Annotated in this window: 8 protein-coding genes; 4 read left to right on the top strand and 4 right to left on the bottom strand. The window is 37.0% G+C overall.

Annotated features, from left to right (window positions below; all coding sequences use genetic code 11):
- Positions 1-156 precede the first annotated feature (156 nt).
- The gene (locus tag QP953_RS09835) at positions 157-744 is read right to left on the bottom strand and encodes a hypothetical protein (RefSeq protein WP_052598548.1); all 588 of its coding nucleotides are present in this window, start codon (positions 742-744) and stop codon (positions 157-159) included.
- 538 nt (positions 745-1,282) lie between these two features.
- Here QP953_RS09835 and QP953_RS09830 point away from each other — a divergent pair.
- The 4 genes from QP953_RS09830 to QP953_RS09815 all read left to right on the top strand — a co-directional run bounded on the left by QP953_RS09830 (position 1,283) and on the right by QP953_RS09815 (position 3,402).
- Positions 1,283-1,624: an iron-sulfur cluster assembly accessory protein gene (locus tag QP953_RS09830; protein WP_052598547.1), complete on the top strand. Its 342-nt coding sequence runs from the start codon at positions 1,283-1,285 to the stop codon at positions 1,622-1,624.
- A gap of 401 nt (positions 1,625-2,025) precedes the next feature.
- Positions 2,026-2,220 (top strand): 50S ribosomal protein L35, encoded by a 195-nt coding sequence (gene rpmI, locus QP953_RS09825; protein WP_052598546.1) that lies wholly within the window; start codon positions 2,026-2,028, stop codon positions 2,218-2,220.
- Between the two features lie 132 nt (positions 2,221-2,352).
- On the top strand, positions 2,353-2,697 hold the full coding sequence (gene rplT / locus QP953_RS09820) for a 50S ribosomal protein L20 (RefSeq protein WP_052598545.1): 345 nt from the start codon (positions 2,353-2,355) through the stop codon (positions 2,695-2,697).
- A gap of 243 nt (positions 2,698-2,940) precedes the next feature.
- A complete protein-coding gene (locus QP953_RS09815; RefSeq protein WP_309554844.1) occupies positions 2,941-3,402 on the top strand; it encodes a GyrI-like domain-containing protein in 462 nt (153 codons plus the stop codon).
- 63 nt (positions 3,403-3,465) lie between these two features.
- Here QP953_RS09815 and QP953_RS09810 read toward each other — a convergent pair whose 3' ends face one another.
- The 3 genes from QP953_RS09810 to QP953_RS09800 form a co-directional block, all read right to left on the bottom strand.
- Positions 3,466-4,149 (bottom strand): hypothetical protein, encoded by a 684-nt coding sequence (locus QP953_RS09810; RefSeq protein WP_309554843.1) that lies wholly within the window; start codon positions 4,147-4,149, stop codon positions 3,466-3,468.
- On the bottom strand, positions 4,142-4,456 hold the full coding sequence (locus QP953_RS09805; RefSeq protein ID WP_309554841.1) for a hypothetical protein: 315 nt from the start codon (positions 4,454-4,456) through the stop codon (positions 4,142-4,144). Before QP953_RS09805 ends, QP953_RS09810 begins: the two co-directional genes overlap by 8 nt.
- A 189-nt stretch (positions 4,457-4,645) precedes the next feature.
- Positions 4,646-12,679 carry a T9SS type A sorting domain-containing protein gene (locus QP953_RS09800; protein WP_309554840.1) on the bottom strand — a complete coding sequence of 2,678 codons (8,034 nt, stop codon included), beginning with the start codon at positions 12,677-12,679 and terminating at the stop codon, positions 4,646-4,648.
- Between the last annotated feature and the right edge of the window lie 274 nt (positions 12,680-12,953).

Here is a 12,953-nt window from a genome sequence, read left to right as displayed (position 1 = left end):
ATAAATATTTAACGCCACACAATAGCCGCTCAATTAAGTATTATTATAAAAATAAAAAAGCTTAATTTAGAGTGGCCCTTTTATCGCCTTCTACTCTAAATTAAGCTTTGTAATTAGGATTGGTTTTGTATCCTACTTATTGATATTTATTATCTTTTAGTTGAACAACACGCCCACTTCTTTCTTGATTGCTCCCAATGCTTGAATGTAGCCAATTTGTGGGTTTTGTTGCAAATAAGCAACCAAAGCATCTAAAAAATCTTTTGCAGAAGGCACTCCTTCTTGTCCTTTGTTCTGATGCTCGTTCATCAAGTCGTTGTATATTTTTTGACAAATTTGAGTCACTTCCTTTTTAGCCAACAAAATGATATTCCACAAATCATCTGTCATATATACTTGCTGTGTAATGTTGTGATTGAACTCCTCCTCTACTTGCAAAACTAAAGCCGTCTTGTACATCTCTGCTGTCATATTAGGAGTGGCATCTGTATTCGTTACCAACTGCCCTATTTCCATTCTAGAGCAAAACAAAGTCATGCGTTCATAGGCTTGCAAACGCATGGGTAATAAGGTCTCATTTGTTGTTTTTAATAAATCGACTCTTCTATTTTCAGCATCACGTGCCAATAAGCCTTGTACAACATCTGTTTCTCGATTCAGAAAAGCACGCAAGACCAACCAAGCTGTCAAAAACACAAAAAGTGAAGGCAATAATAATTTTAATATTTCAATCGTAGCTTCCATATATAAGTATAAATATTTATAGTTATTTTCCACCCTTAAACATGAGCGATGCAAAGATAATAGGTTGTTTTTTATTTTTTAATAGTTCGTTGTTTTTTTATCCTAATCTCTTTTGGTCTCAGAGGTATAAAATGTCATTTTTTCGTCTTATTATTAAATAGTATCTTCAGGATAAGCAATTAAACGCGTTTTAAGGCGTATTTTTGTACGCTTTTATATAAAAATGCAATGAACTAATTTTAGTTACACTGTGTTTAGTATATAATTTGTATATTTGTCGTTAATACTTCGTTGAGTATTCCATAAACAAGTTATGCTGATAATTATAACCCAATACAATTTTCAACGGAGTAATGTGTCGTAATAGTTTGTTAATTATTTCTTATTTTTTGACAAACTGTTGGGTAAAACGCATCTAATTTTACAAACAATCGTATTATTATCAATAGTCTGTTGCTACATCATAATTAATTTGATGGTTATTTTTTTTTTAAAGAACTAAAACCAGTAGACTGCTAATTATATAAAATAAAAAATTATGACTGATTTGGAAACTCCAGTAAAATTAACAGAAGGAGCGATCACACAGCTAAAGAAGATCATGGCAGAACAAAACGTTACAGACAAACACGGATTGCGTGTAGGTGTCAAAGGTGGCGGATGTTCTGGATTTACATATATTTTGGGTTTTGACGAGAAGAAAGAAAATGATGATGAATTTGAAACAGGTGGACTTCGTGTTATTATGAACAAAGCACATGCAATTTATTTGGTAGGCATCGAGATTGATTTCTTAGATGGCTTACAGAATAGAGGGTTTACCTTCAACAATCCCAATGCAAAAGAAAGCTGTGGATGTGGAACTTCATTTTCTGCATAAACTTAAAAATGCTCCTAATACATCAACAATAAAGGTGTTGCTTAGTTAATAAGCACAAAACGAACCGTTAAAAATGCATTATCGTGCAAACTTTTAGTGGTTCGTTTTTTATTTTAGTAGTTCGTTGATTACTTCGTGAGCGCTTCGCTTTTAGTTAGCTCCCTGCGGTCGTGAGGGCGCAAGCTTAGTTTTTTACTTTTTTACCAAAAAGACAAAAAAGCACATTTATATTAGTTTGATAATAAAAATTTTAACCCAAAATGCAATAAAATAATAATTTATTAATTATCAAACTAATAAAGTTTTTCAACGAACTATTGTTATTTCCAAGCAAAATCATTATCTTCGCAACGCTTTTTAATAAACCATTAGGGTTTCCCTAATATAAAGAATTCGTTATTATGCCAAAAATGAAATCACATTCTGGTGCTAAAAAGCGTTTCAAATTAACAGGTTCTGGCAAGATCAAACGTCGTAGAGCTGGTTTGCGTCACATTTTGACTAAAAAGTCGAAAAAACGTAAATTGTTAGCAGGACACGATGCTCTTGTACACAAACATGATGAGAAACGTATTAAGGAATTACTTGCTAAGTAATTTTAAGCATTAAAGAAGTGTAGGAGTTTATCTCCATCGTGAAAGATTGAAAACAGAGGACAAGTGTGGGCGTCTTCTTTGCCTAGCACCCCTGCTTTTCAAATTAGTTTATTTTTTTAAAATTTAATTAGTATGCCACGTTCAGTTAATTCTGTTGCATCAAGAAAAAGAAGAAAGAAAATATTAAAGCAAGCGAAAGGTTACTTTGGTGCTAGATCAAAAGTCTACACGGTAGCCAAAAATGCTGTTGAAAGAGGTTTACAATATGCTTACCGCGACCGTAAACAAAAGAAACGCAATTTCCGTAGCTTGTGGATCACTCGTATCAATGCTGGTGCTCGTGAGTATGGACTTTCTTATTCTCAGTTCATGCACAAGTTAAACCAACAAGGTATCGAGTTGAACCGTAAAGTTCTAGCTGATTTAGCAATGAATGAGCCAGAAGCTTTCAAAGCAATCATCGATGCAGTAAAATAAGCGTAATAACCTTATTATAAAAAGCGTTCAGTCCATTGGATTGAACGCTTTTTTTGTTTTTAGTAAAAACATGATCAACTACCTACCCACCTTTTTATAAATTCTACTCACCTACTGACACAGGGTTGTCATCTTGTACTCCTACTTTTGGAATGAAGAATAAATCTTCATTAGGAATTATACACTGCAACAAAAGCTTTTAATTTTTTGCAGCGTATTAAATATTATCAAAAATAACACATCATGCAACAAGAAACAATTGCCCCTTTTCAAATTATTGGTATTGCTGTTCGCACAAGCAATCAAGAGAATCAAGCAGCCAAAGATATTCCTGCACTTTGGAATCGATTTATCTCTGAAAACATTATGGAGAAAATTCCCAATAGAACAGGATTAGAGGTTTATTCTATTTATACAAATTATGAAGGAGACCATACACAACCCTATGACACTATTTTGGGCTGCAAAGTAAGCACCTTGGGCGAAATTCCTGAAGGAATGATTGGGCAAGCATTTGAAGGTGGTAAAATGGCTAAATTTACATCCAAAGGAAATTTGGACGATAACATTATTTATCAGACATGGTTAGAGATTTGGAATACCGACTTAGATCGTAAATTTACAGCAGATTTTGAAATTCATGGACCAAAATCTATGGATCGAGCCAATGCAGAGGTTGATATTTTGGTAGCTATACATGAGTAGATTTTAATTCTAGGAAAGCTTTAGAGGCTTTCCTAGAAAGTTCTTTATTTTTTGAACGATTGATTACTTATCTTCTTTTAATAACGCCTTTAATTCCTCAATTTCCACATCCCGAGCTGCCTGTGTTTCGTGGTAAACAGCCTCTATATTCTTAATTCTACAAATATAATACGCCGCAAAATCCTTTACCCTAAATTGATAGGCATTTCCTACCATAGCTTCTTTGCTACCTTGGTACAAATGGATGGTTTCATTATCTAATAATTTGACCAGTTCTGGAATTGCTTTCTCACCAAGCATTACTAACATAATTCCAATTGGTCCTTCATCATTGTGCTCATAAAGAAAGCCCCAAGAATTGGCCATTCCTGTGGTATTATTTTCTAAGGCATTGGTATAGATAGTAGCTATTTGATCAATTTTAACATCTTCATCCCTCAAGAAAGTAAACTCGTTTTTCATTAAAACCTCACAAGCCAACAAACGTGCTTTGGTGGGTGCTGTTTCATCTATTACAATAGCCTTTAGAGGAGCCGCACCACCTGCTTCTGCCCAAACAGCACTAATAATTTGTTCTTGGATTGCATAATTAAAAAATTCACCATATTGATCTTCTACCAATTTTTTAATAATGGTATCACTTTGGGAATCTGTCATGACTGTATTTGAGTTATTATTTTTTAAGGGTGTAGGATGCGCTTGGCAACTACAAAAAGAAAACAGCAATATATAAATTAAATTATTCATCTTTTATTTTTGATTTTTCCACCCATCCTGTTTTAGTAATATCAGCTCCATCTACAATTTCTATCTCTGCCATTCCCCCTTCTTCTTTGAGCACCTTCATCCTTGTGGTAGCACTTAGTTTTTTATCCTCTGTAGCTTTACCTTTATCCTTGTACAAAGATATATCAGCTTCTGTGGGCACTTTAGTTTTTACTAGTGGCAAATCTACTGTTTCCTTTCCATCTCCTTTGTCTTCTAATTCTTCTACTTTCATTATTCCAGTTTTTCCAACTAAAGAAGCATCTTTGGAAGAAGTTTTAACTTCCATGACAATAAAACTTGTAGAAGAAGTACCACTAGTATACTACATATCAATAAAATGAGCAAGATAAATCAAAGATTACATAAGTAATTTTTCATATCTGTTTAGGATTTAATCAGCGATTCTCGATTTACAAAAAATAACATATGAAATTTATTTTACAAACCGAGAATTGCTAATAAACAACACAGCATATTATTCTTTAATCAATTTAAACACCTTTACTTCATTTTCAAATTGTACTTTGACCATATAACTGGCAGGCACTAGATCCGTAAGGTTCAAATTCAAGAACTGAGTTGGCTCATGATATTGTTCCCAAAGCATCTGTCCTAATGCATTCATGACTTGAATATGAACTTTTCCCTTAGGCATTTCAGACAATTCAATTATCACCTGATCTTTGGCTGGATTAGGATACATCACAATCGTTGCTGTACTTTTGTCCACTGTTAGAGCCCTTATTTCCGAATAAGAATACAAGCCATTTGCCTCCAATTGTTTTAATCTAAAGTAATGCGTTCCTTCTGTTAAGTTAGGTACCTCATAATAATAATGCTGCAAGGTGTTTTTCATAGCTTGACTTTCAACCCAAGCAATTTTTTCAAACGTAGGTGTTCCTGACGAAGGCATAGCTTGCTCAATTTCAAACCCTACCACTCCAAGTTCTTCAATCGCCTTCCAATTTAATAAAGCTGTATTTTTATTTTGTAATTGAGCCGTAAATTCTAATAATTCAATTGGCAAGAAAATATTACTACAATCAATATCTACCTGAACCGCTTCAACTGCCTTACAACCTAAATTAGTACGTGCTTGAATAAAATAAGTACCACTAAAACCGACATCAGTAGGATTGTTGACAGGAATAGTTGCTACTGAATCTGTCCAATAAGAAAGTGTAGCACCATGCAATGTGCTCCCTGAAGTCACCAATGGTGCTGTAATATCTACCGTTGGACAAGCAGTTGCAGGATTGGTAATATTCAACTGAGGAACAGCACCTACTGTAATTTGCACTTGGTCATATCCCGCATTGCAAATATTACTTCCAGAAACATTCCATCTTAAAACATATACCCCAGGAATCAAACCACTCAATGTCGAAGCAGCGTTATTAATATCTCCAAAGATAGGTGTATTCGGTCCTGAAACAACAGACCACTGATTCGTTACAGAAGTTGGCTCAGCCTCTAGTACCGTTGCTGTATTACAAATAACTTTGTCATCTCCTGCCTCTATAATAACTTCTGGTTTGGCATTCACAACCACTTCATCTATAGAAGTACAACCTCCTAAAGTTACTGTCAAGCGATAGATTCCAGATGTCCAGTAGTTAGGAATCGTTTTATTCGGTTGTGCCACACTTCCAGAAGATAAAAGTGTACTTGGTGACCAAGTATACGTTGCGCCACTAGTTGTATTAGTCGAACCTAATGTAACCACATCTCCAACACAAGCGTTGATGTCGGTACCTGCATCTGCAATAACTGGTGTGCCATTAACAACATTAACCACTAAACTTGTCGAATTGGTACAGCCAGAAAGTGTATCAGTAACCGTCAACTGATATGTTGTTGTAGCATTTGGAGAAGCTATGGGATTAGAAATAGCTGGATTACTCAAACCACTTGTCGGACTCCAATTATATCTAATATTATTATCACTCATAGCAGTTCCTATCAAGGAAGAACTTCCAGAACAAATCGTTATATCGTTCCATGTTGGTACAGTAGGAGTCGTTCCTATTTCTACTCGAATGGTGTCGGTATCTGAGCAACCTGTTGCATTATCAACTACCGTTACCACATAAGTAGTAGTACCACTCGGTGTTGCGATTGGGCGTGCAATATAAGGATTGTCTAATCCCGCAACAGGCGACCAAGTATACGTATAATTCGGCATGGCAACACTTCCAATAGAAGTAGCATTCCCTGGACAAATGCTTGTGTCTCTTCCTGCATTCGCAACTGGTGGGATAGCTGTTCCTACCTCTACAATAATATCATCTGTAGCGACACATCCCAATATAAGATCTGTTTCAACCAAAGTATATGTTGTTGTTGCTGTTGGGCAAACATTGGTTGTTGCATTATTGGGCAAACTTACTCCTGTGTTAGGCGACCATTGATAGGATTTGTTTGCTTTGGCAGGAATACCTATTGTAGCACAACTCCCATTACAAACCAATAGATCACCTCCTAAATCAATCGTTGGGTTTAATACTGTTACTTCCATTGTATCCATTTTTACACAGCCATTATTAGAAGCCATAACAACATATGTTGTCGTTGTTGTAGGGCTAGCCATTGGCTGTGCAATATTGGGGTTGTCTAACCCTGCGCTTGGATACCATGTGTAAGTTGTTCCTGTTTCGGCAGGAGTACCAATTAATGAACGTTCTCCATTGCAAATTACGACATCGTTTCCAGCATTAGCGACAGTAGTTGGTCTTACAACAACAGTATCGTCTACAGAACAAAAATTAGAGTCATAAACTCTTACTATATACGTCATTTCTGATTGAATGGTAGCCGTTGGCTGTGCAACAGAACTAGAACTTAGGCCGGTAGAAGGGATCCAACTGTATGAATAGCCACTAATAGCTGCTGTCCCAATTTGAGCCGAAGAGCAAGCCGTAACATCTGGTCCTGCGTCTGCAATAGGATTAGACCGTACAATCACTCGAACAGTATCACTTCCCATACACCCCGCAGCGTCTGTCACTAGTAAGGTATACAATATATTACTATTAGGACTCAATCCTTCTATATAAGCCCTATTGGTATTCGGGTCATCCAATCCAGTCGTTGGGCTCCAGCTATAAGTATACCCAGGCTTCGATGAATATGGTCCTATTCCTGCAAACGAAGAATTAGCACAAATCGTTTTGTTACTCCCTGCATCTACTGTTGGCAAGTCTCCTACAAACAAAACTACATCGTCCTCATTGGTACATCCTGTTATGGTATCTGTAACCATCAAGCTATAAACCGTTGTATCAGTTGGCGTTGCTGTTGGCTGAGCTAAAGTAGAATCATTTAGTCCTGTAGCTGGTGACCAAGCATAAACCAAGTTAGGGCTACCTACAATACCTAGTGTTGCCGAACCTCCCAAACAAATATTTTGGTCATTTCCTGCGCCAATTGGTGGTGCATTATTAGAGGATATTTTGACTTTTATTTCATCAACAGAATAACAACCAATGCCTTCTATGCTTGCAATTAATTGGTAAGTTGTTGTATTGGTTGGGCTAGCAATTGGTTGGGCAATATTAGGATTACTTAAACCTGTTGTTGGCAGCCACGTGTATGTCACACCTGCAACAGCTGGCGTTCCAATTCTTACTCCTCCTCCTCGACAAATACTTACGGAATCAACTCCTGCATCAGCAACAGGTGCCGTTCTCTCTGTAAAGGTAATAGTATCACGTTCTATACAACCACTTAGGGTATCTGTTACTGTAAGGTAATAATCTGTGGTAATAAAGATAGTATCTGTAGGTTGCGCCTCATTAGGGGCTCCCAATGCGTTGGCTGGTTCCCAAGCATAGGTTCGGTTCGGTAGTGCCGATGTTCCCAATGTTATAACTGCTCCATCACAAAACTCTGCATCTTCTCCTGCATTTGCGCCAACAGCACGCACAACGACAATCATCGTATCTCGTCCCGAACAACCTGTGGCATTATCTGTAACTTCTAGAACATATAATCTTGAATGGTCTAATGTTGCGATAGGGTCGGCAATACTAGGGTCATTTAGGTCGGTAGAAGGAAACCATTGATACGAACGTCCTGCAACAGGACTCGTCCCAATCTGCACACCAACGCCTATACAAGCTATCGTATCGTTTATTTGTACTTCTGGTAAGCTGGTATTACTTCCAAAAACTTGGATGCTTTGAGAGCAAGTTATAGCTGGATCTAATTTATTAGTAATTGTCAAAGTATAAGTACGATTATTAGTAAAAGTACCTACAATGGAAGTGTTTGGCATATTTGTGCTACTTAAATCTGTAGCAGGCGACCAACTAAATAAATAATTGGTAGTGTCTGTAAAAGTAGCACTCAAAGTAGTATTTGCCAACGAATCTCCAATGGCACAATTTACATCTGAATCTGCTGTTAAACTAAAGGCAGGACAACCACAATTGGCTGTTACCAATACTTGATCCGTACAAACTATTCCATTTCGAGCAACACTCAGTTCATAAATAGTATTAACCGTAGGGTTAACAATAGGCTCTGGAACAGTAGGCGTTGTCAAACTTGCTGCATCTCCTGAGACCACAGACCATGAATAAGTAGCCGTTCCTCCCGACTCGTCTGGCGTGCCGATTGTTCTAGGTCCACAACCATCAATGCCAGCATTGGCACCACTTGCCGTCACTTCTATAGATGATGTCGCTACACAACCCGAAGCATCGTGAATCGCTGTTAAACTATAAGTTAATGGGTTTGGATTGGGAATACTCGTTGCTGTAAAAGTGGGTTGTGCGATAGAAGAGTTGCTCAGGTACAAATTTGGCGTCCATTCATAACTATACCCTGCCAAGCTTGGTTGCCCTAAGGTGACACTTGTTCCCAAACAAGTCGTTTCATTGCTTCCTGCCGTAGGCAAGCTTACTGGAGTTACCTCAACGTCATCGACCAAAGGACAGCCATTCGGTCCTGTAACTGTTACGGTATATGTTGTTGTGCTGACGGGGTTGGCTATTGGTTGCGCAATAGAAGGATCGCTCAAACCTGTTGTGGGAGACCATGCATAAGTCAGTGTTGTTGCTCCTGCTGGCGCAGGACTTCCGATTCTGACCCCCGATCCTTGACAAGCAAATACATCTGGTCCAGCAGAAGCCGTCATTACATTTACAAGGGCTTGATCTTTGTGTATGCAACCATTGGCATCCGTTACTTGTACCGTATATACCGTAGAACTTGTAACGGTAGCGGTTGGTTGTTCAATAGTCGGATCATCTAGCCCAAGTGTTGGAGTCCATGCATATGTGTACCCTGGAGTTCCTCCTGTTGTTGGAGCACCTATTTGGATACTTCCACCTGTGCACACCAATAAATTATCCCCCCCATCTACGACAGGAGCTTGATCACTCGTTACATTGATAACAGATTCATTAGAATAACCTATAACATCCCCACAGGTATTCAACACAACTCTTCTATAATAAGTAGTTATTGTCAACTCTGGTGGCAAATAATCTTTGCCTGTAGCTCCTGTAATAATCGTCCAATTTCCTCCTGCTATACTATCTTGCCATTGATATGGAAAGGATGGAGAACCTGGAGTATGATTATCAAGAACATTATTTCTTAATACAGTTGGGAACGCAGCCATTGTATTACCTCCAATCAAAGGCTCTACGGTCGCTTCTCGACATACAGTCTGTGATAATGGCAATATGGTGTCTGGCTGGATACTGTCTACACAAGGAGATAATTTTAAAGCAAAAATATCTTTACCTCCTCCGTAAGTTGTCTGTATGGCACCTTGCGTGACAGGAAAATCTACCGATTTGGTTCCTCCGACTATATAAATATCTTCTCCAGAAACAACCATTTCAAGCCCATCTAAATAAGAGTCGTCACCACTTCCTCCTATCAATGTACTGTACAACAAGGTTCCTGTAGAAGCATCTAGTTGAGAGTAATAAAAATCACCTTCTGTCGTTTGCCTATGAGTATTTTGAAAAGCAGTAACCGTAGTCGGATAAGTATTAAAAGAACTAAGCGTGCTAAAAAAATTGGTTCCTCCCAACAAGTGTATTTTGCCATTTTCCAATCTCACGTTATCACCCAATACATCTGAGGCATTTCCTCCTAAATAGGTTGCATACTCAAAAGTATTGTTTTGATTAATTTTTACAATTGCCCAATCATCTCGCCCCCCACTATTCGATTGAGCAGCTCCTGGTGTAACAGGGAAGTCACTAGATCTGGTCTCTCCTACAATATAAATATCTGTTCCATCTATATACAAGTGATCATCTCCACTAAACTCACTGCGGCTTCCTCCAATATAAGTACTGTAGTTAGGATAGCCTGTTGACAAATTTAATCTAGAGAAAGTCCAATCGAAAGAACCACCTCGACTTGTTTGATATGCCCCTGCTGTTGTTGGAAAAGTAAATGAAGTACTGTAGCCTAAAATAACTAGTTCATTGTTTAAAATGGTATAATCTAATAACCCATCTATTCCATATCCAGCAAAATAAGTTGCCCAATCCGCTTGTCCACTTGAATTGAGTTTTACGATAAAATTATCCTCGCTCGCTCTATAATTAGGTTGAAAAGCTCCTGCTGTTGTAGGAAAGTCTGCAGATTCAGTCCGTCCCAATACATAAAAATCATCGCCTTCGACTATTCCCCTATAACCTACAAAAACACTAAGGTCTTCTACATCTCCTCCTCCTATGTAGGTACTATAAAGTACATTTCCTAATAAATCCATTTTAACAGCAAATAAATCTCTATAACCACCACCATAAGTAGTTTGAAATACTCCTGCCGTTGTTGGGAAATCATTAGAAGTTGACACTCCCAAAAGGTATAAACTATTGTTTTTAATTTCAAAAGACTTTATCTCCTCATATCCACTTCCTCCTATATAAGTTGCAAATATTGGATCTAGCACATTGTCCAATTTTAGTATATAAACGTCTTGTGAACCTCCACCATAAGTTCTTTGGAAAGCTCCTTGTGTCGTATAACCAACAGCACTAGCATCAATTCTTCCTAATGCAAAAACGTTTGTACCATCAAATACTAAATCATCTATATTAAATTCTGGAGAAACCATTGCCACTTCTTCTACTTGATGACCTGCCGTATTGTAGGCAAGGATAAAGTTGCTACTTCCAGATAGATTATTTAAAGCATTCTTGGTGGAAGGAAAAGTTGTGTTATCACCTGTGCTACCTTCTACATAAAGCATATTATTTCCTGTGTGATAAATACCTTGAGCAAGTCCATCATAGTTTCCACCTCCTAAATAAGTAGAATATTCTAATTGCAAATTTGAGTTTACTTCTAGGAAAAAAGCATCGCTACTTCCTCCTCCATAAGTAGTTTGATAAGCACCTGCCGTAACTGGAAAATCCGTCGATTTAACGGAACCTTCTACGTACCACGTTCCATTTTGAAACATACTCCAACCTGTATAATCTTCATCATTTCCACCAATAAAAGTAGATACCAACAAATTACCATCCTTGTCTAACTTAGAAAAGAAAACATCTGTTGAGCCACCTCCATAAATTTGTTGAAAACTCCCTGCTGTAGTTGGGTAAGCTATAGAAAGCGTTGTTCCATGAAGATATAGTTCCTCATTATGCACTCCTGATGAACGCAAATTATCATTTCCTGCGCCTCCCAAATACGTGCTCCACTTTAAAATTAGGGGATCTATAATTAATGGTTTGTTTTGATTATAATCTTCTAGTATTTCAAACCCAATATAGTTGCCATCCAATCGATATTTTGTACTTATAGCTACTTCTTGCCCCTCAATCATTTGATAAGCGTAAGGCGCCTTCTTCACCATTTCCCCCCAAGGAGTATTATAGACTAGATTTCCTTCTTCATCCAAACGAATTTTTTCGATTCCTTCTAGTTCTATTCTAACATTTTCTGATTTAGCTTTGGGGTACAAAATAATATCATACTCTAGTCCTTCCCTTGCACTATAAAAGCGTACATCTGTATTTGGATAAATATCTTTATACCAAACTTCCCCCATTGCACCAATGCGTTCTGCTTTTAAACTCCCTAAATAATAATTGTATTGAGCTTCTTTTTCCTCTTTTCCCAATATTTGACTCTTACTATTAGCACCGTCAAAATGCATATTCCAAACAAAGCCTTTAATACTACCTTTTTCTTGAGCATAAGCTTCTTCTACTTCTTTTATTTTTAATAAAGCCTCCTCTTTTGTTTTACTCGCTTTTTCAATGCTATCTAAGTTAGACCGCTCAGGGATATTGCACTCTGTTAATGCCCCAAAGCTGATTTTATCCTTTAAAAATCGAACTTGTGTTTTAGCAATCTCTGCTTGATAAAGAATAGCTTCCTCCCATTGTCCTTGATTAGAAATAAAATCAATTTTATCTGGGTAATTTTTTAACATTATTGGAGACTCCTCTATTGTTTTTTGAGCCGTCCCATCCTTTATTAAGCTGAATAATAAAATTAAACATATAAAGTAAATCTTTGAGTTCATTTGTGGTATTTTGAATTTATTATCTTGTTGTTAATACACCTTATAAATTGTAATCAATAGGTTGTTTATCAAATTATTAATAGAGCACAAACTAACCTAGTATGCTACCAATACTCTATAAACCAACAAAAGTAAAACCTCTACCACTATCATAAAAGTCAAAAATAATGTCTTTTTCAGCAATTCAATCTTTTTCAATAAGTATAAAAAATTGGTAGCCAAAACATTGTACTACACAAAAACAATACATTAAACCTATAAAATCAGTTTTATT

It is taken from the genome of Aureispira sp. CCB-E (assembly GCF_031326345.1).
GTDB lineage: Bacteria > Bacteroidota > Bacteroidia > Chitinophagales > Saprospiraceae > Aureispira.
The sequence above is the reverse complement of the archived record's forward strand: the minus strand, read 5'-3'. Positions and strand labels throughout refer to the sequence as shown.

Bases quoted from the DNA above. Each gene is read 5' to 3' on its own strand.
- QP953_RS09835 (WP_052598548.1), bottom strand. From the start codon at position 744: ATGGAAGCTACGATTGAAATATTAAAATTATTATTGCCTTCACTTTTT.
- QP953_RS09830 (WP_052598547.1), top strand. From the start codon at position 1,283: ATGACTGATTTGGAAACTCCAGTAAAATTAACAGAAGGAGCGATCACA.
- rpmI (WP_052598546.1), top strand. From the start codon at position 2,026: ATGCCAAAAATGAAATCACATTCTGGTGCTAAAAAGCGTTTCAAATTA.
- rplT (WP_052598545.1), top strand. From the start codon at position 2,353: ATGCCACGTTCAGTTAATTCTGTTGCATCAAGAAAAAGAAGAAAGAAA.
- QP953_RS09815 (WP_309554844.1), top strand. From the start codon at position 2,941: ATGCAACAAGAAACAATTGCCCCTTTTCAAATTATTGGTATTGCTGTT.
- QP953_RS09810 (WP_309554843.1), bottom strand. From the start codon at position 4,149: ATGAATAATTTAATTTATATATTGCTGTTTTCTTTTTGTAGTTGCCAA.
- QP953_RS09805 (WP_309554841.1), bottom strand. From the start codon at position 4,456: ATGGAAGTTAAAACTTCTTCCAAAGATGCTTCTTTAGTTGGAAAAACT.
- QP953_RS09800 (WP_309554840.1), bottom strand. From the start codon at position 12,679: ATGAACTCAAAGATTTACTTTATATGTTTAATTTTATTATTCAGCTTA.